Annotated in this window: 21 protein-coding genes and 1 tRNA gene; 17 read left to right on the forward strand and 5 right to left on the reverse strand. The window is 62.5% G+C overall.

What is annotated here, in order from left to right; genetic code table 11:
• Window positions 1–150: 150 nt before the first annotated feature.
• The 10 genes from ROE7235_RS09685 to ROE7235_RS09730 all read left to right on the forward strand — a co-directional run bounded on the left by ROE7235_RS09685 (window position 151) and on the right by ROE7235_RS09730 (window position 11,910).
• Entirely contained in the window at window positions 151–1,302 is a 1,152-nt protein-coding gene (locus tag ROE7235_RS09685) for a hypothetical protein (RefSeq protein ID WP_147434192.1), read from the forward strand.
• A gap of 103 nt (window positions 1,303–1,405) precedes the next feature.
• Window positions 1,406–2,374 (forward strand): UDP-N-acetylmuramate dehydrogenase, encoded by a 969-nt coding sequence (gene murB, locus ROE7235_RS09690; RefSeq protein ID WP_121095086.1) that lies wholly within the window; start codon window positions 1,406–1,408, stop codon window positions 2,372–2,374.
• Window positions 2,375–2,415: 41 nt separating this feature from the next.
• Window positions 2,416–3,330 (forward strand): D-alanine--D-alanine ligase, encoded by a 915-nt coding sequence (locus ROE7235_RS09695; RefSeq protein WP_183073447.1) that lies wholly within the window; start codon window positions 2,416–2,418, stop codon window positions 3,328–3,330.
• A complete protein-coding gene (locus tag ROE7235_RS09700; RefSeq protein ID WP_121095088.1) occupies window positions 3,318–4,526 on the forward strand; it encodes a cell division protein FtsQ/DivIB in 1,209 nt (402 codons plus the stop codon). The genes ROE7235_RS09695 and ROE7235_RS09700 overlap by 13 nt, the downstream gene beginning before the upstream one ends.
• Window positions 4,526–5,857: a cell division protein FtsA gene (gene ftsA, locus ROE7235_RS09705; RefSeq protein ID WP_121095172.1), complete on the forward strand. Its 1,332-nt coding sequence runs from the start codon at window positions 4,526–4,528 to the stop codon at window positions 5,855–5,857. Before ROE7235_RS09700 ends, ftsA begins: the two co-directional genes overlap by 1 nt.
• A 186-nt stretch (window positions 5,858–6,043) precedes the next feature.
• Window positions 6,044–7,783 carry a cell division protein FtsZ gene (gene ftsZ / locus ROE7235_RS09710; protein ID WP_121095090.1) on the forward strand — a complete coding sequence of 580 codons (1,740 nt, stop codon included), beginning with the start codon at window positions 6,044–6,046 and terminating at the stop codon, window positions 7,781–7,783.
• A 224-nt stretch (window positions 7,784–8,007) separates the two neighbouring features.
• Window positions 8,008–8,919: a UDP-3-O-acyl-N-acetylglucosamine deacetylase gene (lpxC, locus tag ROE7235_RS09715; protein WP_121095092.1), complete on the forward strand. Its 912-nt coding sequence runs from the start codon at window positions 8,008–8,010 to the stop codon at window positions 8,917–8,919.
• A 96-nt stretch (window positions 8,920–9,015) separates the two neighbouring features.
• Complete coding sequence (locus ROE7235_RS09720) at window positions 9,016–9,858, forward strand: outer membrane protein assembly factor BamD (protein ID WP_121095174.1); 843 nt, start codon at window positions 9,016–9,018, stop codon at window positions 9,856–9,858.
• Window positions 9,859–9,895: 37 nt separating this feature from the next.
• Window positions 9,896–11,554 carry a DNA repair protein RecN gene (gene recN / locus ROE7235_RS09725; protein WP_121095094.1) on the forward strand — a complete coding sequence of 553 codons (1,659 nt, stop codon included), beginning with the start codon at window positions 9,896–9,898 and terminating at the stop codon, window positions 11,552–11,554.
• 11 nt (window positions 11,555–11,565) lie between these two features.
• Entirely contained in the window at window positions 11,566–11,910 is a 345-nt protein-coding gene (locus tag ROE7235_RS09730) for a hypothetical protein (protein WP_121095096.1), read from the forward strand.
• Here the strand turns inward: ROE7235_RS09730 and ROE7235_RS09735 are convergent.
• Window positions 11,907–12,116: a DUF6324 family protein gene (locus tag ROE7235_RS09735; protein ID WP_121095098.1), complete on the reverse strand. Its 210-nt coding sequence runs from the start codon at window positions 12,114–12,116 to the stop codon at window positions 11,907–11,909. The two genes, ROE7235_RS09730 and ROE7235_RS09735, sit on opposite strands and share 4 nt — an antisense overlap.
• A 115-nt stretch (window positions 12,117–12,231) precedes the next feature.
• Between ROE7235_RS09735 and ROE7235_RS09740 the strand changes: the two genes are divergently transcribed.
• The 3 genes from ROE7235_RS09740 to dacB all read left to right on the forward strand — a co-directional run bounded on the left by ROE7235_RS09740 (window position 12,232) and on the right by dacB (window position 14,601).
• Window positions 12,232–12,308, forward strand: a tRNA-His gene (locus tag ROE7235_RS09740).
• Between the two features lie 79 nt (window positions 12,309–12,387).
• Window positions 12,388–12,996, forward strand: coding sequence for a nicotinate-nucleotide adenylyltransferase (locus ROE7235_RS09745; RefSeq protein WP_245963928.1), 609 nt, complete (start codon window positions 12,388–12,390; stop codon window positions 12,994–12,996).
• 135 nt (window positions 12,997–13,131) lie between these two features.
• The gene (gene dacB, locus ROE7235_RS09750; RefSeq protein ID WP_121095178.1) at window positions 13,132–14,601 is read left to right on the forward strand and encodes a D-alanyl-D-alanine carboxypeptidase/D-alanyl-D-alanine endopeptidase; all 1,470 of its coding nucleotides are present in this window, start codon (window positions 13,132–13,134) and stop codon (window positions 14,599–14,601) included.
• A gap of 16 nt (window positions 14,602–14,617) precedes the next feature.
• Here dacB and accC read toward each other — a convergent pair whose 3' ends face one another.
• Window positions 14,618–15,967, reverse strand: coding sequence for an acetyl-CoA carboxylase biotin carboxylase subunit (gene accC / locus ROE7235_RS09755; protein WP_121095180.1), 1,350 nt, complete (start codon window positions 15,965–15,967; stop codon window positions 14,618–14,620).
• 12 nt (window positions 15,968–15,979) lie between these two features.
• Entirely contained in the window at window positions 15,980–16,465 is a 486-nt protein-coding gene (gene accB / locus ROE7235_RS09760) for an acetyl-CoA carboxylase biotin carboxyl carrier protein (RefSeq protein WP_121095100.1), read from the reverse strand.
• A gap of 175 nt (window positions 16,466–16,640) precedes the next feature.
• On the opposite strand from accB, the gene ROE7235_RS09765 reads away from it, so the two are divergent.
• From ROE7235_RS09765 to ROE7235_RS09780, 4 genes are all read left to right on the forward strand, one after another.
• Complete coding sequence (locus ROE7235_RS09765) at window positions 16,641–17,960, forward strand: helix-turn-helix domain-containing protein (RefSeq protein ID WP_121095102.1); 1,320 nt, start codon at window positions 16,641–16,643, stop codon at window positions 17,958–17,960.
• Window positions 17,961–18,137: 177 nt separating this feature from the next.
• Window positions 18,138–18,509, forward strand: coding sequence for a response regulator transcription factor (locus ROE7235_RS09770; RefSeq protein WP_370743611.1), 372 nt, complete (start codon window positions 18,138–18,140; stop codon window positions 18,507–18,509).
• The gene (locus ROE7235_RS09775) at window positions 18,506–18,814 is read left to right on the forward strand and encodes a hypothetical protein (RefSeq protein ID WP_121095104.1); all 309 of its coding nucleotides are present in this window, start codon (window positions 18,506–18,508) and stop codon (window positions 18,812–18,814) included. Before ROE7235_RS09770 ends, ROE7235_RS09775 begins: the two co-directional genes overlap by 4 nt.
• A 5-nt stretch (window positions 18,815–18,819) precedes the next feature.
• Window positions 18,820–21,528, forward strand: coding sequence for an ATP-binding protein (locus tag ROE7235_RS09780; protein ID WP_121095106.1), 2,709 nt, complete (start codon window positions 18,820–18,822; stop codon window positions 21,526–21,528).
• A 13-nt stretch (window positions 21,529–21,541) separates the two neighbouring features.
• On the opposite strand, the gene pepN is transcribed toward ROE7235_RS09780, so the two are convergent.
• Both pepN and ROE7235_RS09790 read right to left on the reverse strand, forming a co-directional pair.
• On the reverse strand, window positions 21,542–24,100 hold the full coding sequence (gene pepN / locus ROE7235_RS09785; RefSeq protein WP_121095184.1) for an aminopeptidase N: 2,559 nt from the start codon (window positions 24,098–24,100) through the stop codon (window positions 21,542–21,544).
• A gap of 54 nt (window positions 24,101–24,154) precedes the next feature.
• The gene (locus ROE7235_RS09790) at window positions 24,155–24,598 is read right to left on the reverse strand and encodes a CAP domain-containing protein (RefSeq protein ID WP_220669549.1); all 444 of its coding nucleotides are present in this window, start codon (window positions 24,596–24,598) and stop codon (window positions 24,155–24,157) included.
• Window positions 24,599–24,666 lie beyond the last annotated feature (68 nt).

The raw sequence follows: 24,666 nt of genomic DNA on the forward strand, positions 1-24,666 counted from the left end.
TGATCAGAGCTTGAAGCTCAGCACGGTCGGCGGGGCCAAGGTAAAGGCAAATGTCATTGCGTCTCATGTCCCGAATATAGCACATCAGGCCCTCAATGGGAATCCTGTGTCAGGTGGGGAACACTAGCTACTACATCAACAGGAAACTTCTTGTTTGATATTAATGTGCGTCTTCTTCCGACCATAAGTAGACCGCACGCAACTAACCAATTTGTTAATCAAAGCGTCTTCAATACTGTAAGCTACCTTGCTGGTGTGCGCCGAGTAGATATAACAAGAGTATATCCCGAAGCCCTCGAAGACGCACGCCTTCTTCCAAGTGGTGCCGATTTAGCTTTGAATAAGCTAACGCACCACGATGGGACGGCCTTATCATTCTGGTCAGAAGCTCGCCCCAAAATCCTTGCCCAAGGCGAAGCTTGGCGCTTCTGGGTTGAGTGGTATGAAAACGCGCTCTATGGCCGCCCGCAAGACTACGACCTGCTCACCACGATCGCCCTCATCGACCCCGCCGACTGGGACAAAGGCGCCGACCACGTCAACGCGCTGATCGCGAAAATCTGGCTCGAACACATCGCCGAAACCCGTCCCTTGGGCGAGGACGAGATCGACATCGGCCCCGATGGTCTGTGGCACCGCACCGGCAAATCCGACATCGACGGTGACATTTTTCAAGACGCCGTCGAAAGCGTGCAGGATGAGATCGCAAACTTGCGAAGCAAGCTGCAAGGCCCGCAGGGCAACATGTTCACGGCGCTTGTGTCTGACCTCGACCTGCTCGACCAACGCATCGCCCGGCACCCCGACCGCCCTTTGCGCCTGCATGACGTATTCATCCGCGTCCAAGGCCACATCGCGCGCAACTTGCAGAGCGGCGAGTTGCCCGATGATGATTGCGTGCGCGACCTGTCCTCGGTTCTCGGCAACGCCGCGCTCGATATGTGCAACGCCTTCGACAAGACGAAATCGGTCGTTCAGAAGCGGATCGCTGTGCGGTTTGATGAGGCGGACGAACAGACTCGCGATGATCTGAAACTGATTGCCGACGGTGCGGCGCAGATTTCCGATGCAGAACTTGCAAAAGAGTTCATCGACGATGCAGAGGTAATTGCGGATGAAGCAATCCCGCTCGCGGAAAAGACGTCCACGCTCTACCGCTTGCAAACGAGGCTCGCTCGGATCGTTAGCAAAGATGGCAAAAACCTTGTTGATGCGCTCTGTTTAATTGGTGCAATGGGGAGTGGCATGGGCGGTTTGGCATGGGTCACAATGACGCTTCTTCGTTTTATCATCGGTCCCTAACCCCCTTCATCTTGCCCCAAATACTCACACTCCCGCCGCCCCACCACCAAGCGACCGCCCCGCATATCTGGACACCCTCCGCAACCTGCGCTACCCCACCCACATGCAACCCGACCAGATCGCCATACGCGGCCAACTCACCCCGAACCGCCCGCTCGACAGTCTGACATGGCTGCGCGTGGGTGGGCCTGCGGATTGGTTGTTCCAGCCCGCCGATGCGGAGGATCTGGCCGATTTCCTGCGCCAGCTTGCGCCTGAAATCCCTGTGTTCCCCATGGGTGTCGGGTCCAACCTCATTGTGCGGGATGGCGGTATTCGGGCGGTGGTGATCCGGCTGGGGCGGGGCTTCAACGGCATCGACATCGCCGAGCATATCACCGCCGGGGCCGCCGCGCTGGACGCCCATGTTGCCCGCAAGGCGGCGGATGCGGGGCGTGACCTGACCTTCCTGCGCACCATCCCCGGCAGCATCGGAGGTGCTGTGCGGATGAATGCGGGGTGCTACGGGTCATATGTCAAAGATCACCTGATCGAGATCACCGCCATCGACCGCACGGGCGTGACACACACCATCCCGGCGGACGCGCTGAACTTAACCTACCGCCAATCCGACCTGCCCGAGGGCATGGTCATCACCCAAGCCCGCTTTCACGCGTCCGAAGGCGACCCGGCCAGCTTGCATGCCCGAATGGAAGATCAACTCGCCAAGCGTGATGCAACGCAACCCACCAAGGACCGCAGCGCGGGATCGACCTTTCGCAACCCGGCGGGGTTTTCATCCACGGGCCAAGCGGATGACAGCCACGAGCTGAAAGCGTGGAAGGTGATTGACGCCGCAGGCTTGCGCGGGGCAAAGCTGGGCGGCGCACAAATGTCGCCCAAGCACCCGAATTTTCTGGTCAACACCGGTGGCGCATCCGCCACGGAGTTGGAGGCTTTGGGCGAGGAAGTGCGAAAAAGGGTTTTGCAAGCCCGCGGCCTTTCGCTACACTGGGAAATCATGCGTGTGGGCGAAGCAGGCCCATCCGCAAATCTGCCACCGTTGGTAACGGACGGGGCAGGGGCAGAATAACGCTTCGGAAAATCGAGGCATAACAGGCAACGGAATTGGGCATGTCGAGCAGGGCAGCCCCCCGTATATGTGTTTTGAAGGGCGGACTCTCGGCTGAGCGCGAGGTGTCCCTGTCTTCGGGCCATGAATGCGCGCAGGCGCTACGGGTGGCAGGATTCGAGGTGATCGAACTGGACGCGCGCGGCGATGTCGCGCAGCGTTTGACAGAGATTGCTCCCGATATCGTGTTCAACGCGCTGCATGGCCGGTTCGGTGAGGATGGCTGCGTTCAGGGTATCCTTGAATGGCTGCGCATTCCTTATACGCATTCCGGCGTTCTGGCTTCGGCCTTGGCGATGGACAAGGCGCGGGCGAAAGCGGCCTATGTCGCGGTGGGATTGCCTGTGGTCGACAGCCGGATTGCGCCCAAGGCCGAGGTCATGGCCGCACATGTGTTGCCGCCGCCCTATGTTGTCAAACCCAACAATGAGGGGTCGTCTGTCGGCGTCTATCTGGTGCAGGAAGGTGCGAACACACCGCCGCGCCTGTCTGACGATATGCCCGCAGAGGTCATGGTCGAAGCCTTCGCGCCGGGGCGCGAGTTGACGACCACAGTGCTGGGCGACCGCGCGCTGACCGTGACCGACATCCTCACAGATGGCTGGTATGATTACGACGCGAAATACAAACCCGGCGGATCGCGCCATGTGCTGCCTGCCGATGTGCCGCAAGACATCTTTGACGCATGTCTGGATTACGCGATGCGCGCGCATCGTGTGCTGGGCTGCCGCGGCATCAGCCGCACCGATTTTCGGTGGGACGAGAGCCGGGGGCTGGACGGGTTGATCTTGCTAGAGACCAACACCCAGCCCGGTATGACACCGACATCGCTTGTGCCCGAACAGGCGGCGCAGTGTGGAACCGCTTTTGCCGATTTGTGCCGTCTTCTGGTCGAGGATGCCTCATGCGACCGGTAAGGGATGATATGGATCGGGGCGGCGCGCCGGTTTCCGCGCAATCGCTGGAGCATTGCTTTTGGGACCATCTTGGCGCAACCCGTGCAGAGGAATACGCGTCGGAAGATATTCTGGACCTGTGTCCGGAGCCGGTGATGTTTCAAGACCCGCCTTTGGCGCCGGCGGAGCATCCTGAACCGGTCCAGGATCTGACAGGCGGTTTCGACGACACCCTGCACGTCGCGCCGATGGAAGATCCGCAATCCGAGCGTCCGGCGCAGCACGGGTTCAGAACCGATCCTGCCGTGCGGTGGGACAATATTCGACCGGTTCCTCCGCAGACGCTGCGCAAGGCCGTGTCATTGGCGCAGACCCGTCGCGCGCGCTTGGCATACCGGCTGCAACGTATCTGGCTGACGCCATTTTACCGTGCATGCATCACGCGGGGCCTGCCGCTTTTCTTGGTTCTGGGTGTGGTCGCGCTTGTGCTGTCCAATGCGCAGAACCGCGCTCAGATCGCACTTTGGGGCGACGCGGCCTATGCCGCGGTCGTTGATCGCCCCGAATTCATGGTGTCGTCGGTCACGGTGTCGCCTGTCGCGCCAGAACTGGACCGCTCTATCCGTGCGCGCTTGGCGGTGGAATTGCCTCGGTCGTCCTTTCGACTGGACCTGCCCGCGTTGCGTGCCGAAATCGAAGCTTACGACTCTGTCGCCGAAGCGGCGTTGCGCCTTGGCGCGGATGGCGCGCTGGTCGTGACGGTTCAGGAACGCGCGCCGGTCGTGTTGTGGCATTCCGGGCGTGAGCGGCAGTTGCTGGATATTGACGGGCATCGCGTTGCCATGCTGTCCGATGAGGCGGCCTTGCCCGATCTGCCCCTGATCGCGGGCGAAGGCGCCCAGGCCCATGTCCGAGAGGCGTTGGCGCTGCTGGATGCCGCGCTGCCCTTGGGGGAACGGTTGCGCGGGCTTGTGCGCGTCGGCGCGCGGCGTTGGGATGTGGTTCTGGACCGCGACCAACGTATCCGGCTGCCCGAGCGCGGTGCGATGCAGGCGCTGGAACGGGTTCTGGCGCTGGATCACGCCCAAGACCTGTTGGCGCGCGATGTTCTGTCTGTCGATATGCGTAACCCCGCACGCCCCATTTTGCATGTTAGCCCCGGCGCGCTCGAAACCCTGCGCGCGATACGGGTCAATCCTTCGGAGGCTTCACAGTGATACCCGACCCCTACGCGTCCCAACGTGCCATGCGCCAGATGCGGCGTCTTGCCATTCAGCGCGGTGTGATTGGCGTGATCGACATTGGCAGCTATAAAGTGGCCGCTCTTGTCCTGAAGCTGGAACAGACCGGCCCCCGCGCCACGCCGGGCATTGGCAATATGGCAGGGCAGGCGGGGTTTCGGGTGATCGGTGCGGGCACCACCCAATCTTGCGGCGTGCGCTTTGGCGAAATCGCCGCGATGGCCGAAACCGAAAGTGCCGTGCGCACTGCATTGCAGGCCGCGCAGAAAATGGCGCGCGCGCGGGTGGATCATGTCATCGTCTGCCTGTCGGGGGGGGCACCGCGCTCTTACGGGCTGGCGGGCGAGGTGGCGATCGACGGCGCCAGTGTGGTTGAAAACGATATCGCGCAGGTCATGGCGAATTGCGACATGCCCGATATTGGGCGCGGGCGCGATGTTCTGCATGCCCAACCCATCAATTTTGCGCTGGACCACCGCACCGGCCTGTCGGACCCGCGCGGCCAGTCGGGCCGGAGCCTGTCTTGCGATATGCATATGGTCACCGTCGATACCGCCTTGGTGCGCGACATCTGCAACTGCCTTCGCCGTTGCGACGTGGAGGTCGCCGGTGTAACCGCAAGCGCCTATGCCACCGGCATGTCGGCACTGGTCGAGGATGAGCAGGAACTGGGCGCCGCCTGTATAGACCTTGGGGCGGGCGTGTCGGGTGTGTCGATCTTCATGAAAAAGCACATGATCTATACCGACAGCGTGCGCATGGGCGGCGCGCTTGTGACCTCTGACATCAGTCAGGGCTTGCAGGTGGATTTCGCCACGGCGGAACGGCTGAAAACAATCCACGGCGGGGTGCAAGCCACCTCTATGGACGACCGCGAGATGATCGAGATCGGCGGCAATTCCGGCGACTGGGACAAGGATCGCCGCACCATCAGCCGGTCAGAGCTGATCGGCATAATGCGCCCGCGCATCGAAGAGATCCTTGAGCATGTCCGCGCGCGTCTGGATGCGGCGGGCTTCAACCATCTGCCCAGCCAGCAGGTCGTTCTGACCGGCGGGGCCGCGCAGGTGCCGGGGCTGGACGGGTTGGCGGCGCGCATTTTCGGCCAGCAGGTCCGGCTTGGCCGCCCCGTGCGTGTGCGCGGGTTGCCGCAAGCCGCCTCTGGCCCCGCGTTTTCCAGCGCTGTGGGTCTGTGCGTGCTGGCAACCCACCCGCAAGATGAATGGTGGGATTTCGACCTGCCCATCGAAAGCTACCCGGCGCGTTCACTGAAGCGCGCTGTCAAGTGGTTTCGCGACAACTGGTAACACCAATATATGCTTAGGCTGTGGAAATGCGGCAGTTTTACAACAAGGTAGGTGCAGATTTGGTGGCAAAACGTGACTTTTTTGATGACCTCTGCGGGCAAGACCTGTAGGATTCCTAGAAAATCGGCAAAACCGGCGCGCAGGGTGGTCTGCACAACGGCCGGTCAAAAAGAGGCGGAGTAGGCAATGGCATTGAATTTCGTGCAGACAGAACAGCGCAACGAACTGGCACCGCGCATCACCGTATTCGGTGTGGGCGGCGCAGGCGGCAATGCCGTCAACAACATGATCGAGCAAAGCCTTGAAGGCGTCGATTTCGTTGTGGCCAATACCGATGCGCAGGCCCTGCAACAAAACCGCGCGCAGGGGCGCATTCAGATGGGTGTGAAAATCACCGAAGGTCTGGGTGCCGGCGCGCGCGCCTCTGTCGGCTCTGCCGCCGCCGAGGAAACCATTGAAGAGATCATCGACCATCTGGCGGGCGCGCATATGTGCTTTATCACTGCTGGTATGGGCGGCGGGACCGGCACGGGTGCCGCCCCGATCATCGCGCAGGCTGCGCGTGAATTGGGCGTTCTGACCGTTGGTGTTGTCACCAAGCCGTTCCAGTTCGAAGGCGGCAAGCGCATGCGTCAGGCCGAAGAGGGCATCGAGGCGCTGCAAAAGGTGGTCGACACGCTGATCATCATTCCCAACCAGAACCTGTTCCGTCTGGCCAATGAGCGTACCACCTTCACCGAAGCCTTCGCCATGGCTGATGACGTGCTCTATCAGGGCGTGAAGGGTGTGACCGACCTGATGGTGCGCCCGGGCCTGATCAACCTCGATTTTGCCGATGTTCGGGCCGTGATGGACGAAATGGGCAAGGCGATGATGGGCACGGGCGAAGCGTCCGGCGAAGATCGTGCTGTGCAGGCCGCCGAAAAGGCCATCGCCAACCCGCTTCTGGATGAAATCAGCCTGAATGGCGCGCGTGGTGTCCTGATCAACATCACCGGCGGGCATGATCTGACTCTCTTCGAGCTTGACGATGCCGCCAACCGCATCCGCGAGAAGGTCGACCCAGAGGCGAATATCATCATCGGCTCCACGCTGGACCCGTCGATGGAAGGGATGATCCGGGTCTCTGTCGTGGCCACTGGCATTGATGTCGATGTCGAACACAAGGCCGAGGCACCGCGTGAGGCCGCGTCCTTTGTTGACCGCGCCGCCGCCGAGCCGTTGCGCATGGCTGAACCCGTGGCACGCGCGCCGCAGCCCCAGCCTGCGCCGCAAGCGCAGCCGGAACAAGCCAACCTGTTTGCGTCCGAGCGTGCGGCGCCTGCGCACGAGCAGCCCGCCGCCTACCAGCCGCGTCAGGCAGAAGCTCAGCCGCGGCCCTATGCACCAGAGCCACAGCGTCCGCGTTTCGGCGGCCAAGCCGCGCCGCAACCAAGCCCTGCAGCCTATCAACCCCAGCAACCGCAGCACCATGCCGAAGAGCGGTTCGACCTGGATGAGGTGTTCGAAGAACAGGCGCCGGCCGCTGAGCAGTCCGGCCCTTCAGGCTTTACCGCGCCGCGTCGCAATGCACCGGGTAGCCCGTCACCTGAAACGCTGGCTCGGTTGCAGCAGGCGGTTCGCAAAGAGCCGGAGAACCGCGGTGGCTACAGCCGTCCCGCGCATGCTCCGATGCCGCCGCGAGAGGCACCTGTCGCGGATCGCGCACCCCGTGCGCAGCCACAGCAACAGCCAGAGGCCGAGAAAACAGGGCGCTTTGGTATCGGGTCTTTCATAAGCCGGATGGCAGGGCAATCGCATGACAGCGGCAATGCGCATGCGCGTCACGCCGCCCAGCCGACCCCGTCTTACGAGGAAGAAGCAGAGCGTGCGCATCCCGATGAGCGGATTGAAATTCCCGCTTTCTTGCGGCGTCAGGCCAACTGACGCGCGAACACCGATCACATTGCAATCAAGAAATTGGCCGGATTACCCGGCCTTTTTCTATTTATATCAGTGTGTTGAGAGTGTTTTTTCAAAATGTGCGGTTTTTCGCCAATTGTCACGCCCGTTGTTACAATGGGTCACAATCTGTGAGTTGCGATTGAGGCGCCATCAGGATTACCAACGCGTAAACAGGCCCGCAGAGGTCACAGGCGTAGGTGGTAGACATGCAAAGAACGGTAACACGCGACATCGCGATCAATGGGATCGGGCTTCATGGTGGCAAGCCGGTGCGCATGGTTGTGCGTCCGGCACCGGCCGATACTGGCCTGTCCTTTTACCGTACCGACCTTGGCGGCAAGATAGCCGTGGACCCCGCGAACTGGGTGGAAGCCAGCCTTTGCACTATTCTGCGCAATGATGCAGGGCAAGAGGTGCGCACGGTCGAACACTTGCTGGCCGCGTTGCATGGCTGCGGCGTCCACAATGCGCTGATCGAAATTGACGGGCCGGAAGTGCCTATCCTTGATGGTAGCGCCGCACCTTTCGTGCGCCGGATTCTGGAAGCGGGAATGACCGAATGCAGCGCTCCCTTGACTGTGTTGCGTATCCTGCGGGAAGTCACCGTGCGGCGTGAAGAGGCGCGCGCGACTTTGCGGCCCGCCGATGAATTCCGCATGTCGTTCGATATTGCCTTCGCAGATCCTGCCATCGGCACCCAAACCGCCAGCATGGGCCTGCACAATGGCACATTTCTGCGCGAACTCAGCGATTGCCGTACATTTTGCATGCGCGGCGATGTCGAGAAAATGCAAGCGAACGGATTGGCGCTTGGCGGCACGCTGGAAAACGCTGTCGTGTTCGACCGCGGCCGCGTGCTGAGCCCCGGCGGCCTGCGCCGCCGGGATGAGCCTGTCCGCCACAAGATGCTTGATGCAATGGGCGATCTGTATGTTCTGGGCCGTCCGTTGCTGGGCCATTACGAGGGCGTTCGCGCCGGACATGCGTTGACCGGTCTGCTGTTGAAAGCACTTCTGGCAGACCCGCAAAACTACCGCATGGAGCAGTGCGATGCGCAGTTGCGTGCGCGGTTGCCCGGTATGGGAACAAGTTTGCGCGACCTTCCACTTTCCGCCTGACCGGCGCTTTGCGCAAAGTCGCAAAAGGCGTTTTGCGCCCGTGATTTTTCTGTGCTACGACCTTTCAAGATGCTGACGGGATGGGGTGCTGCCGACATGATCGCTGATCGTGGAATTCTGCGTTTTGGGCTGACATGCGCTGTCGTGGCGCTGCTTGCCGGTTGTGCGGCAAAGGATGGGCCCGACGAATCCCTGTCGTCCTTCTCTGCCGAAGAAATTTACAAGCGCGGCGAATATGAATTGGAAACATCACGCCGGTCTTCGGACTCGCTGCGGTATTTCAAGGAAATTGAACGGCTGTATCCGTATACCGAATGGTCGCGCAGAGCATTGATCATGCAGGCCTTCGCGCATCACCGCGCGCGCGAGTACGAGGATAGCCGCGCCGCGGCGCAGCGTTTTCTGGACACATATCCCGGCGATAAGGACGCGCCCTATGCTGCCTACCTGCTGGCGTTGTCGTTTTATGACCAGATCGACGAAGTGGGGCGCGATCAGGGGCTGACATTCCAAGCATTGCAGCATTTGCGCCGTGTGATCGAGGAATATCCCGATACCGATTATGCCCGGTCCGCGGTTTTGAAATTTGAGCTGGCTTTCGACCATCTGGCGGCCAAGGAAATGGAAATCGGTCGCTACTACCTGAAGCGCGGCAATTACAATGCGGCGATCAACCGGTTCCGCGTTGTGGTCGAGGATTTCCAGACTTCGACCCACACGCCCGAAGCGCTGCACCGGCTGGTAGAGGCCTATCTCTCACTTGGCCTGCGTGACGAGGCGCAGACCGCTGGCGCCGTTCTGGGTTACAACTTCGAGGCCAACCCCTTCTATCAGGATAGTTTTGCGCTGCTGACCGGGCAGGGGCTGTCCCCAGAGGTGCAGGGAGAGGGCTGGTTGCAATCCATCTACCGCCAGTCGATTCTGGGGAGATGGCTCTGACCGCGCAGACCTCTGCGCGGGCGGGCTGACCGCTCTCATGCTATTGTCGCTCGACATTCGCGATGTGCTGATCATCGACCATCTGGAACTCGCCTTCCAGCCGGGTCTGAACGTGTTGACCGGTGAGACGGGGGCGGGCAAATCCATCTTGCTGGACAGTCTGGGCTTCGTTCTGGGGTGGCGCGGTCGGGCCGAACTGGTGCGCCAAGGTGCGTCCCAAGGCGAGGTGATCGCCGAATTCGCGCTGGAGGATGACCATCCGGCACATGCCATCCTGTCCGAAGCGGGACTGCCACAGAGCGATACCTTGTTGCTGCGCCGGGTCAATTCGCGGGACGGGCGCAAAACCGGCTGGGTCAATGACCGCCGTGTCTCTGGCGAGGTGTTGCGCGCGTTGTCCGACACGCTGGTCGAATTGCACGGTCAGCAGGATGACCGCGGGCTGCTGAACCCGCGTGTGCATCGCGACCTGTTGGACAGTTTCGCGGGCGTGGACCTTGGTCCTGTGCGCGCGGCGTGGGCCGGATTGTCGCAAGCGCGCAAGGCACTGGCCCATGCCGAGGGCCAGTTGCAAAGCGTGCAGGCCGAAGAAGAGTTCTTGCGCCATGCGGTGGCAGAGCTGGACGCGCTTGCCCCCGAACCCGGCGAAGAAGCCCAGCTTGATGCGCAGCGCCGTCTGATGCAGCAGTCCGAACGTGTCAGCGCCGATATTGCCCGCGCCGCCACCGCCTTGTCCGATGAGGGTGCAGAGCGGTTGGTCGGCGATGCGGCGCGCTGGCTTGAAGATGTGGCCGATGCGGTCGAGGGGCGACTGGACCCCGCGCTTGATGCGCTGTCGCGTGCGATGGACGCTTTGGGCGAAGCGCACTCGACCGTGACCGCCTGCATGGATGCGCTGGAATTTCATCCCGGCGCGCTGGAGGAGTTGGAAGACCGTCTTTTCGCCATTCGCGGTCTGGCGCGCAAGCATGGCGTGCTGCCCGATGAGCTGAGCGCATTCGCCGATGATCTGCGCGGGCGGCTGGACCGTCTGGACAACTCCGCCCGTGACATTGCCGCGCTGAAACGGGACGTGACCGAAGCGCAGGCGGCCTATAGCGCCGCCGCCGCCACAGTTTCGGACACGCGGTCAGCGGCCGCACAAAGGCTGGATGCCGAGATGGCGGGCGAACTGGCGCCCCTGAAGATGGAGCGCGCGCAATTCGCCACGACGATCAAACCCGCCGAGGCGGGACAGGATGGCCAAGACAGTGTGACATTCGAGGTCGCGACAAACCCCGGCGCGCCGAAAGGGGCCTTGTCGAAAATCGCATCCGGCGGGGAATTGTCGCGCTTTCTGCTGGCGCTCAAAGTCTGTCTGACACGGGGTCAGCCCGGCATGACCATTATTTTTGACGAAATTGACCGTGGTGTGGGCGGGGCAACTGCCGATGCCGTGGGCCGACGCCTGCGCGCTTTGGCGCAAGACGCGCAAGTGCTGGTCGTCACCCATTCGCCGCAGGTGGCCGCGCTTGGGGCGCATCATTGGCGGGTCGAGAAATCCGTGACCGACGGACAGACCCTGTCGCGGGTTGTGCCACTTTCCGCCGAAGACCGGGTGCAAGAGATTGCACGCATGCTGTCGGGTGATAGGGTGACAGATGCCGCGCGGGCGGCGGCAGAGGATCTGCTATCCGCCGCGCCTCAGTCACAGTAAGAGGCTTGCCCATGTCCGTATCCCGCGCCGTTTGCATTCTTGCCGCTGCCGCCAGCCTTGGCGCCTGCACCCTGAACCCGATGACGCGGGCCTTGCCGATTGTGCCCGCGCCGGGCGGCGGGACACCGCCTGCGCCCGCAACCGCCGGGATGGACGGGGCAGAAGCCGCTTGCACCAATGCCGGGCGCGAGCGCGGTCTGGACGTGCTGGGCGTGGTCAGCACCCGTGATGTCACCGGCGCAACCGGCGCGCCAGAGCGCGATGTGATGCTGCGTGTCGCCCGCGACGGCACCCAGTTGGACGTGCGTTGCAATTACCAGCCCGAATCCGGGTTGGCGCGGATCATGCTTATCTAGCCCTTGCGCCCTTTCGGCTTGCCGGTCGTGCCGCGCGCCGCTTGCGCGGCCACGCGCAACTCTTCTGCGATTTCGTCGGCTTCGTCTGGATCGAAATCCATCGGCAGATCAACACCGTTTCCGGCAATATAGATGCGGACCATCCCCGTATCGGTCGGCCCGATCTGCAAATCCGCCGAAATCTCGGTTTCCGAATTGATGCCCATATGTGTGCCCTTTCAAAGCCCATGTCGCTTGGCATTGCGATAAGCCGGATGCAGGGCATTTTCAAGCGTAGCCCCTATTGCAATCGCCCGCCTGCGGCGGTATTTGCGCACGCAGGCCGCCTTAGCTCAGTTGGTTAGAGCGCTGGATTGTGGATCCAGAGGTCCCCCGTTCAAGCCGGGGAGGCGGTACCATCCCCCTCTTGTCAGTATGGGTTCCACCCTGTAGTGCGCAGCGGTGCCACCGTGCGTCAGAGGATCGACCTTGCCTGTTTTGCCGCGATATCAACTGCCGCACGCACCAGACGGGGCGACAGTCGGGCTTTTCGGCGGCTCTTTCGATCCCGCCCATGCCGGGCATGTCCATGTCACACGTCATGCCTTGCGCGCGCTCAAGCTGGACCGGATGTGGTGGCTGGTCAGCCCCGGCAACCCGCTCAAACCCAACGCGCCCGCTTCACTTGCTGCGCGGATGGAACATGCCCGCCGGTTGATAGATGACCCGCGTGTCATCGTCTCTGACGTAGAAGCGCGGCTTGGTACGCGCGCAACCTGCGACACGCTGGCCGCCCTGCAAACCCGATTTCCGCGCCTGCGCTTCGTCTGGATCATGGGGGCCGACAATCTGGCAGGGTTTCACCATTGGGAAAACTGGCGGTCGATTGCCGCGCGCGTGCCGATGGCGGTTATCGCGCGGCCCGGCGCGCAGCAAGCGGCGCTGGGGTCGGTGGCCGCGCGCAGCCTGCGCGGGCATCGTGTGCCACAGGCCCAAGCCGCGGCGCTTGCCTATCGCCCGGCCCCTGCTTGGTGCTTTATGACCATCCCGATGCGGGCAATTTCTTCCAGCGAGTTGCGCGCGACGGGGCGCTGGCCCAAGCGCTGATCAGATCGGAAACGCAGTGTTTCGCAAATGTGATCTGTGAATTCTCTTCTCTGCACGCTCGAATCACGGTTAAAACAACCATAGGCGAAGTTTTGCCAATTTGAGTTGGAATTTTTGGTGCAGGACGAATTGCCAATGAAGTTGCGGCGGCGCGATTTTCTCACGGCCCTAGCGGGGACGGGGGCGACACTTGCGCTTCCGGCTTGCGCGAACGCTCCCGAACGGTCGCTTATTCCGCCCCTGAAACCGGCGCAATCGGCTGACGGTATTGTCAGCCGCGCGGGGCTGGGCGGCGATATTGCCTATACACTTCTGGATATGAAAAACGGCAACCTACTGGAAGGGCGCGGCAGCAATACGCCGCTGCCGCCCGCAAGTGTGGCCAAGACGATCACGGCGCTCTACGCATTGGAAAAGCTGGGTCCGGACTACCGTTTCGCAACACGGCTACTGGCCACCGGACCGGTGCAGAACGGCGTTTTGCGCGGTGATCTGGTGCTGGCAGGCGGCGGCGACCCAACTTTGGACACAGATGCGTTGGCAAGTCTGGCCGCAACGCTTGCGCAGGGCGGTTTGCGCCGTGTCGAAGGGCGCTTTCTGGTCTGGGGCGGCGCATTGCCGGCTGTTGAGCAAATTGCCGACGATCAGGCCGTGCAGGCGGGCTATAACCCATCCGTCGGCGGGCTGAACCTGAATTTCAACCGTGTCTATTTCGAATGGGCGCGCCAGTCGAACGATTACCGCGTCACGATGGATGCCCGCTCTGACAGGTTCCGCCCCGAAGTGCGATTGGCACAGATGCAAATCGCCAACCGTGCCAGCCCGCTCTATACGTTCCGCATGGCCCGCGGGCGCGAGCAGTGGTCGGTGGCGCGGTCGGCCTTGGGCAATAGCGGGTCACGCTGGTTGCCGGTGCGCCAGCCGGACCTGTATGCGGGCGAGGCGTTTCAGGCCCTTGCCGCCGCGCAGGGGATCACGCTCTCTGCGCCCGCGCGCGCATCCACCGCGCCGCAAGGGCAACTTCTGGCGCAGCACCGCTCTGATAGTCTGGCGGAGATTCTGCGCGCGACCCTGCGCTATTCCACCAATCTCAGCGCAGAGTCGATTGGCCTGAGCGCGACGGTGGCCAGTGGCACGATGCCGCGGGATCTGTCCGCATCGGGCGCGGCAATGTCGGCTTGGGCGCGGGCGCGCTACGGGATGACCAGCCTACGGATGGTCGATCATTCCGGCTTGGGGGCCGCGTCGCGCGTGTCGATGTCGGACCTTGCCAATATGTTCCACCGCGCCGGGCGCGCGGGCGCGATCAAGCCCTTGCTGCGCGAACATCCGTTCCGCGATGGCAATGGTCGTCTTTTGCCCAACCAGCCTTTCGAGGTGCGCGCGAAAACCGGCACGCTCTATTTCGTATCGGCTTTGGCCGGGTATATGCGCAGCCCCGGAGGTCAGGACATGGCGTTTGCCATCTGCTCGTCCGATCTGAGGCGCCGCGCGCAAGTCGTCGGCTCGGGGCAAGACCGTCCAGAGGGCACGGCGGAATGGGCCCGCACCGCGCGCACCATGCAACAGGATTTGCTGTATCGCTGGGCGCGCGCCTATTCCTGACAGGCGCATGCGCCGCCTATTCGGGCTGGGGCGCCTCCAGGAACTTTTCCAGCCAATGGATGTTGTAATCGCCGGTCAGCACGTCGTGCTGGTCCAGAAGTGCGCGGAACAGCGGGATAGAGGTGTCGACACCGTCGATAATCAACTCTCCCAGGGCGCGGTTCAGCCGGGCCAGCGCTTCGGGCCGGTCGCGGCCATGCACGATCAGCTTGGCGATCAGACTGTCGTAATAGGGCGGGATCGTATAGCCGGAATACAGCGCGCTATCCATCCGCACCCCCAGGCCGCCGGGTGCATGGTAGGTGTTGACCTTGCCGGGGCAGGGGGTGAAATTCGGCAGCTTTTCCGCGTTGATGCGCACTTCAATGGCGTGGCCATTGACCTGCAACGTGTCCTGCGTGAATGACAGGGTCTCTCCTGCTGCGACGCGGATCTGCTCGCGCACAAGGTCGACACCAAAGATCGCTTCGGTCACGGGGTGTTCGACCTGTAGACGGGTGTTCATCTCGATGAAGAAGAACTCGCCGTTTTCATACAGAAATTCGATGGTGCCCGCGCCGCGATAACCAATATCGGCCACAGCCTTTGCGCAGGTCTCGCCAATACGCGCGCGGGTTTCGGAATCGATTGCGGGACCGGGCGCTTCTTCCAGCACTTTCTGGTGGCGGCGCTGCAAAGAGCAGTCGCGCTCGCCCAGATGCACCGCATTGCCGCGCCCGTCGCCAAAGACCTGCACTTCGATGTGGCGCGGCGCGCCCAGATACTTTTCGATGTACACTTCGTCATTGCCGAATGCGGCCTTGGCCTCTACCCGCGCGGTGCGAAACGCCGTTTCCAAGTCGCTTGCGTTGCGCGCCAGTTTCATGCCGCGCCCGCCACCGCCCGCCGTGGCCTTTATGATGACCGGGTAGCCGATGCCCTCTGCTACGGCCTGCGCGGTTTGCAGATGTGCCACGCCGCCGTCCGATCCGGGCACGCAGGGCACGCCCAGTGCCTTCATCGTGTCCTTGGCAGTGATTTTGTCGCCCATCATGCGGATATGTTCCGCCGATGGACCGATGAAGGCGATCCCGTGATCTTCGACCACTTGCACGAATTCGGCGTTTTCCGACAGGAACCCATAGCCGGGGTGGATCGCCTCTGCGCCCGAAATTTCGCAGGCTGAAATAATCGACGGCACCGAAAGGTAGCTATGGGTTGACGACGGCGGGCCGATGCAGATCGCCTCGTCGGCCATGCGCACATGCATGGCATTCGCGTCGGCCGTGGAATGCACGGCGACAGAGATGATCCCCATCTCGCGGCAGGCTCGGATCACGCGAAGCGCGATCTCGCCGCGATTTGCGATCAGGATTTTCTTGAACATGCCCACCCCGGTTTATTCGATGATCATCAGCGGCGCGCCGAATTCGACAGGCGACGTGTCGCCCACCAGAATGCGTTTGACCACGCCCGCGCGCGGGGCGGGAATATGGTTCATCGTTTTCATCGCTTCGATAATCAAGAGCGTGTCGCCCTCGGCCACCTGGCTGCCCACGCTGACAAAATTCGACGCGCCGGGTTCCGGTGCCAGATAGATCGTGCCGACCATTGGCGACGTGACGGCGCCGGGATGATCGGCCGGGTTGCCGCCTGTGCTGCTCTCATCCGATGGTTGCGGGGCTGCCGCAGGGGCAGGCGCAGCTGCGGGTGCGACAGGCGCTGCCTGCGTCTGCACAACCTGCGCGACCGATTTAGATACACGCACGTTCAGGCTGTCATTCTCGCCGTATTCGCGTTTGACGTTCACCTCTGTCAGCTCGTTCTCGTTCAGCAATTCTGCAAGGGCTTTGATGAAGGCGACATCTGCGTCGTTGCGGGACATGAATACCTCTATGACTGGCGAAAGGCGGCAAATTTTGCCACGCGTTTGGCCGCGGCTTATACGGGCTAACACAGGTGGTGTGAAGCGGCGTTTTCGCCAGTAGACCGCTTTGCCAGTCTGTCTGATCTTCACAGGCTTGTCAAAACCTGTAAATTGGTGCGCTGGAGGATCGTAAATGTCTCGCAGCGCCCTGACCGGCACCAGAATTCGTGCGCGCCGCACCCTGCGCGGCATACGCCAGACCGACCTTGCGCGGCGGGTTGGGGTGTCGCCATCCTATCTGAACCTGATTGAACATAACCGGCGCAAGGTCAGCGCGCCGCTTTTGAGTGCCTTGGCAACCGCGCTCGGGGTGTCTGCCGATGCGTTGGTCGAAGATAGCGACGCACGGCTTGTCGAGGGTGCGCGCGCCGCCGCGCTGCGGTCGGATACCGATCTGGGAGAGCTGGAGCGTATCGACGAATTGATCGGACGCTTTCCCGGCTGGGCGGCGGTACTGGCGGATACGCATGCGCGGGTCGAGCGGCTGGAGCGCGTGGTCGAGCAGTTGAACGATCGCATGACCCATGACCCTTATCTGGGGGATGCGCTGCATGAGATCATCTCTGCTGTGACCTCTGTGCAATCGACCGCTGCCATCCTGAACGATGATGATGCGCTTGCCCCGGAATGGCAGGACCGGTTCCACCAGAACATTCTGGATGATTCGGGGCGTCTTGCCGAAGGCGCGGTGGCATTGGTCAATTATATCGACAGCGCCAAAACCGGCGAGACCGGCATCGCGGCCCCACAAGAAGAGGTCGAGGCATGGTTGGCGCGGCAAGAGTTCCACCTGGATATCGCCGAGCGCCCGTCGCTGGACGGGGCAGAGGCGTATCTGGCGACGCAGGTCGAACTGGCCTCTGGCGCGGCGCGGCAACTAGCGGCGACATGGTTGGCGCAGATGTATGCCGATGCACAGGCCATTCCGCTAAGGGCATTGCGCGACGGGCTGGCCGAGCATGGCATGGCCCCCGATGTGCTGGCCGCGCATTTTGCGTGCGGTCTGGATGTCGTGCTGCGGCGGTTGGCCCATCTGCCCCCAGCGTTCCGGACGGAACTTGGGCTGCCAGTTGCCGGGCTGGCGATTTGCGACATGTCGGGCACGCTGTTGTTTCGCCGCCCCGTAGAGGGGTTTCCCTTTCCGCGCTTTGGCGGCGGGTGCCCGCTCTGGCCGCTTTATCAGGCCTTGCGCCAGCCGCACATGCCGCTACGCACCAAGCTTGTGACGGCGGGGCGCATGGGGCGACGGTTTACCGCCTATGCCATGGCTGCTGTCACGGGCCCGGCCCGTCTGGATGCGCCCCCGGTGCTGCGCGCGACCATGTTGCTGTTACCCGAAGAGGGGCAGGGCCCCGACAGCGCGGCGATTGCCGTCGGGGCCAGTTGCCGGACTTGCCCGCAACTCGATTGCGCCGCGCGACGCGAGCCGTCGATACTGGTCGCAGGCGGCTAGCGCGATGCTTGGGTCACATGCGGCTTTGACAGACCTGTCATAATGCTGAATAAAGTATCAGCGCCGCGTCGGGAGGAGCGGTGACGCTGGCGCGGACAATGGCCGCGTGCGCAGGGCGCACGCGGCAACTGCCAAGTGTCGTCCAAGCGACTGGGCTTTGACCGGGAGGGGTGGCCTATGGTGCAAAAGCGTGTGCTGGTGATTGAAGACGAGCCGAATATTTCAGAGGCGATCCGCTTTATCCTTACCCGCAATGGCTGGCAGGTCGATGTAGAAGCCGACGGGTTCGCCGCCTTGGCGCGCCTGCGCTCCGCCCCGCCCGATGCGCTGATCCTTGATCTGATGCTGCCAGATATGGACGGGTTTGAAATACTGCGCAACCTGCGCGCCGAGGCACCGACCCGCGATTTGCCGGTCCTGATGCTGACGGCCAAGGGGCAGGTCGCCGACCGTGATCTGGCGGCCAAGCTGGGGGTAACGCGCTTTATGACCAAACCCTTCGCCAATGCCGAAGTGGTCTCTGCGCTGCATGACATGGTTGCGTCGTGAAACCGCCCGCAGCCCCTCCGTTTCTGGCGCGGGACAGCTACCGCCTGCGCCGCCTGATGGATGCGGCCCGGTTCCTGCCCGCCTTCGGCTTTGTGCTGATGCTCTTGCCGCTTATGCGTGAAGACCCGCAAACGGGGACAGCCTCTGCGGCGAGCGAGGGGGCATATCTATTCGCGGTCTGGTTGATGCTGATCCTCTCTACTGCGCCGATGTCGCGCGGATTGCGCAAAACATTCGAGCCGCCGAAAACCGTGCCGCCCAAATCTGCGCCGTCTGGCTCCGAACCGCCCGGCGCCAAGGATTAGCGCGCATGTCCTTCAACCTGCTTGTGCTGACCTGTCTTGGCTATGTGGCGCTGTTGTTTGCCGTGGCCTCCCTGGCAGAGCGCAGCGCAGAGGAAGGGCGCGCGGGCTGGCTGCGCTCACCGCTGGTCTACACGCTGTCGCTCTCGGTCTATTGCACGGCATGGACCTTCTATGGCGCGGTCGGCTATGCCGCGCGCTCGGGTCTGGAATTCATGACCATCTACCTTGGCCCGACGCTGGTTTTCGTGGGCTGGTGGGTGATCCTGCGCAAACTGGTGCGGATCGGCCGCGAGAACCGCGTCACCTCGATCGCGGATTTCATCTCGTCGCGCTATGGCAAATCGAACCTGCTGGGGGTGATCGTCACCCTGCTGTGCATCTCTGCGGGGACGCCCTACATAGCGCTGCAACTGCAATCCATCGCGCAATCCTTCACGGTGTTCGTGACCGACATGGACAGCGCCCCGGTTGCGGGCGACCGCACCCTGATCGCGCTTTGGGTAGCCATTGGACTTGCGTTTTTCACTATCGTCTTTGGCACCCGCAATCTGGACGCAAATGAGCAGCACCACGGCGTGGTGACAGCCATCGCGCTGGAAGCGGTGGTCAAACTTGTCGCGTTGCTGGCGGTGGGCATCTTTGTTGTCTGGGGCGTGGCTGGCGGCCCGGCGGATGTGATGGCACGGATTGACGCACAGGCGCTGCCCGAATGGCAAATTCAGCCGGGGCGCTGGACCGGGCTTATCCTGCTTTCGGCCATTGCGATCATTTGTCTGCCGCGCATGTTTCAGGTGCTTGTGGTCGAAAACGTGAATGACAAGCATCTGGCCACGGCAAGCTGGGCCTTTCCAACCTACCTGTTCGCGATCAGCCTGTTCGTGCTGCCCATCGCCACATTGGGCATGGAACTCATGCCAACTGGTAGCAACCCGGACATGTTCGTCATGACCCTGCCGCTGCATCTGGGGCGCGATGATCTGGCACTTCTGGCCTTTTTGGGCGGGTTTTCCGCGGCCACATCCATGGTGATCGTGGCCTCTCTGGCGCTGGCCACGATGGTGTCGAACCATATCGTCGTGCCCTTGTGGCTGCGCCTGCGCGCGGCGCAAGGACAAGACACGGGCGATATGCGGCTTCTGGTGCTGAATGTGCGGCGGCTGTCCATCAGCATCGTACTGGGGTTGGGCTACCTCTATTACATCATGTCGGGCGGGTCAGAGGCGCTGGCGGCAATCGGCCTCATCGCCTTTGTCGGGGTTGCGCAAATCCTTCCTGCGCTGCTGGGCGCGTTGTTCTGGCGCGGCGCCAGCCGGACAGGGGCGGCGCTGGGCCTGTCGGCAGGCGCCGCGCTATGGGCCTATACGCTGCTATTGCCCAGTTTTGGCGCAGGTGTGATCCTGCCGGCCTCTGTCATGACCGATGGGCTGTTGGGCCTGCCATGGTTGCGCCCCTACAGCCTGTTCGGGTTGACCACGCTGGACCCGTTGCTGCATGCGCTGTTCTGGTCGCTTCTGGTCAATGTGCTGACGTTTTGCATCGGGTCCTTCCTCAGCTTTCCCAGTCCGATTGAGCGGGTGCAAGGCGCACTGTTTGTGAACATCTACGAGCGCCCCGGCCCGGCGCGCAGTTGGTCGCGGCCCATGGCGCAAGCCGAAGATCTGCTGCCCATGGCGCAGCGCATTATCGGGGCGAAACCTGCGCAAGGGTTTTTTCAGGAGCAAGCTGGCAGGCAAGGCAAGGCGGGGTTCCTGCCCGACATAACACCCGAATTCCTAGAGGCGCTGGAGCTTAAACTCGCCGGGTCCGTGGGCGCGGCAACCGCGCATGCCATGATTGCACAATCTGCGGGCACGGCGGTCGTGTCGGTCGAAGACCTGATGGCGGTTGCGTCGGAAACCGCGCAGATCATGGAATATTCCAGCCAACTCGAGGCACAATCCGAAGAACTGTCGCGCACCGCCCGCAAGCTGCGCGAGGCCAATGACAAGCTGCGCAAATTGTCGGTACAGAAAGACGCCTTCCTGTCGCAGATCAGCCATGAATTGCGCACGCCCATGACCTCGATCCGCGCGTTTTCCGAGATTATGATGGATGCGGACAGCCTGTCGCCCGAAGAGCAAGCGCATTTTGCCCAAGTCATCCATGACGAATCCATCCGGCTGACCCGGCTGCTGGATGATCTGTTGGATCTGTCTGTTCTGGAACACGGGCAAGTGCAGCTGGATATCGGCCCCGCCAATTTGCGCAAATTGATTGATCAGGCGGTGACATCGTCCAAATCGGTGCAGGCGGATCGACACTTCCGCATCCTGCGGTCCAGTGACGAGGAAGAGGTGATGCTCACCACAGATGCCGGGCGGCTGACGCAGGTATTCATCAATATCCTGTCGAATGCGCGTAAATATTGCACCAGCGATGCCCCGGAGATGTATATTCAGGTGCGACAGGCGCAGGACATGGTGGAAATTGATTTCACCGATAACGGCGCCGGTATTCCGACCGAAAGCCAGTCGCTTATCTTCGAGAAATTCGCCCGCCTGACGGATTCGATGCATGCAGGCGGCGCGGGGCTTGGCCTGGCGATCTGCCGCGAGATCATGCAAAATCTGGGCGGCGACATTATCTATGTGCCGGGGCAGGGGGGCGCTTCGTTTCGCGTCAGCTTCCCGCGTGTGCTGGCCGCCCGCGCCCCGCGTCGCGAGGCGGCAGAATAGGCAGCCGCAACCTTTACCCCAGCATCCGCCCGACCATCTCGCCCATATCGCGGCTAAGCGCGGGATGTTCCAGAACCCGGGTCAATTCGGCACGCATCAGCCCCTGGCGTGTCTCGTCATAGCGCGCCCATGTCTCGAACACGGTCGAGATGCGGGCGGCGGCCTGCGGGTTAGCCCCGTCCAGCCGAATTAGCCAGTCTGCCACCAGCGCGTATCCTGCGCCGTCCTTGCGGTGGAACCCCGCCGGATGCGCGCCCAGAACCCCGATGACCGAACGAAAGCGGTTGGGGTTGGTCCAGTCGAATGCCGGGTGGCGGGTCAGCTCTGCGGCGATCTCTGGCGCGTGCGCGGGATTGGCGAACATCACTTGGGCGGCGAACCACTTGTCCATCACCAGCCGGTCATCCTGCCATTGCCGGTGGAATTGTGCGCCTTCTTCGGCACCGTCGCCGGATGCCAGAAGCGCGGTCCATGCGCCGAATTGCTCGGTCATATTGTCGGCCTGTGCAAAGATCGTGCGGGCTTTGGCGCCGCCATCGGCATGGGCCAGCAAAGCTGCCGCCGCCAGACGCAGCGCGCGGCGACCGGCATCGCGCGCATCGGGGCTATAGGGGCCGGGCGTGGCCATGGCGTCGATCACTGCCGACAGATCGCCCGCCATCGCGTCGGCCAAGATATGAAGCGCGCGTTTGCGCGCGGCATGGATGGCATCTGGATCGGGCGTATGGCCCGCCGCGTGCAGGCTTTGTGCCAGTTCATCCTCGCCCGGCAAGCGCAACACCAATGCGCGGAACGCGGGGTCAAGCGTGTCATCCGTCAGCGCAAGGCGCATGGCCTCTAGGTATTCCGGGCCGGGGCGCGCGCCCTCCAGCACCATCGCGTGCAGGATGTCGCTGGCAAGGTTGCGCCCCGCTTCGAACCGCGCGAACGCGTCAGTGTCATGGCCCAGAAGCGTGGCACGCTCATGGCTTGATTGCGCATGCTCCAGCACCACTGGCGCCGAAAATCCGCGCAGCGCCGACACCACGGGACGCGCAGGCAGATCGGCAAAGGTGAACACCTGTTCGGGGCTGTCGAGTTCCAGCACCTGGGTCGGCAACAACTCCGCCCCATCCGGCCCGACCAACCCGATTGCCACGGGAACGAGCAGCGGCTCTTTCAGCGGTTGGCCCGGCGTGGGTGAGGTGTGCTGGCGCAGCGTCAGCGTCAATGTTTGGTCTGCCCAGTCCTCGACCAGCGTGACCTGTGGCGTGCCGGCCTGTTCATACCACCGCTTGAACTGCGACAGGTCGCGCCCGGCCGCTTCGGCAAAGACCGCGATCCAATCCTCGATTGTGCAGGCCTGCCCGTCATGGCGCGCGAAATACAGGTCCAATGCCGCAGCGTAGCGGTCCTCACCCACCAGAAGGCGCAGCATTCGGATCAGCTCCGCACCTTTTTCATACACGGTGGCAGTGTAGAAATTGTTAATCTCGACATAGCTTTCGGGGCGAACAGGGTGGGCGAGCGGCCCGGCATCCTCGCGGAACTGGCGGGCGCGCAGGGTCAGAACATCCTCGATCCGTTTCACCGCATGGCTGCGCATGTCGCCCATGAATTGCTGATCGCGAAACACGGTCAGCCCTTCTTTCAGCGAGAGTTGGAACCAGTCGCGGCAGGTAATCCGGTTGCCGGTCCAGTTGTGGAAATACTCATGCGCGATAATTCGTTCGATGGCCGCGAAATCACTATCGGTTGCTGTCGCACTCGAGGCCAGAACGTAGCGAGAGTTGAAAATGTTCAAGCCTTTATTCTCCATCGCGCCCATATTGAAATCATCCACGGCCACGATGTTGAAAATGTCCAAGTCATAGGCGCGACTGTAAACCTGCTCGTCCCACAGCATCGACCGTTTCAACGCGTCCATTGCATAGGCGGTCTTGCCCTCATCGCCCTTGCGCACCCAGATATTGAGCGCGACCTCGCGCCCGTCCATCGTGGTAAAGCGGTCCTTTGTGGCGACCAGATCGCCCGCGACCAGTGCGAACAGGTAGCTGGGTTTGGGGTGCGGATCGTTCCATTCGGCCCACCCTTTGCCCGCGCCCGCCGGATTGCCGTTGGACAGCAATACAGGCAGGTCGCTTTCAATGCGCACCCGGAACGGGGCCATGACATCGGGGCGGTCGGGGTAGAAGGTAATCTTGCGAAAGCCTTCGGCCTCGCATTGAGTGCAATACATGCCGTTCGACATATAAAGCCCGTCCAGCGCGGTGTTGCTTTCGGGCGCGATCTCGACCTCGGCCTGCCATGTGAAGGGGCCATCCGGCAGGTCGGCGGCATCCAGCGTCAGTCCGGTCGCATCCGGCGTCACGTCCTGGGCGACACCGTCTATGCTGACCGAGATCAGCCGCAAGTCCTCGCCATCCAGCCGCAAGGGCTGGCCGGGCATTGCCGCCGGGTTGGGCGCAAAGCGGATCCGGCTTATGACGCGCGTGGTGCGTGGCGCAAGCCTGAAGGTCAGATCGACCTGTTCGACCAGAAAGGCGGGCGGCTGATAATCGGCAAGGTAGATCGGCTGGGCGGTGTCGCGCATCATATCCTCCGGGAGTTTCGCCCTAGGGGTAGTGCAGTTGCAGCATAGGTGCAATCAGCACTGCCCGCCGAAGACCTGCACCCAATGCGGCCCCTGCGCGCGGCCCAGCCCCACATGCGTCAGCCCCGCATCGAGAAGGTTCGCGCGGTGGCCGGGGGAGCGCAGCCATATCGCCATGACGGTCGGAATATCCTGCTGACCGCGCGCAATATTCTCGGCCAGTTGGCAAAAGCCCATCAGGCCCGCGCGGGTCGCGCGGTCGAACAGGCCGCTGCCATCGGGGGCGGTATGGTCGAAATAACCGCGAGTGGCCATGTCGCACGCATGGTCCCGTGCCATCCGCGACAGCCCCGCATCCAGGGCCACAGGCGCAAGCCCGGCATCGGCGCGTGCCGCGTTGATGCTTGCCAGATGCACCTCAGCCTCTGGCATGGTGACGGGCGTGCAGGCCTGAACGGGGCCACACAGCACAGCAAAAACAAGAGCAACAATCCGCATCCCCCTTTATAGCAGCCAGCGCCGGAACGCGCAGTCACATTCTAGCGTGCGTGAGTGAACATATAGTG

Origin of the sequence: Roseinatronobacter ekhonensis (assembly GCF_900499075.1) — a bacterium.
Lineage (GTDB): Bacteria > Pseudomonadota > Alphaproteobacteria > Rhodobacterales > Rhodobacteraceae > Roseinatronobacter > Roseinatronobacter ekhonensis.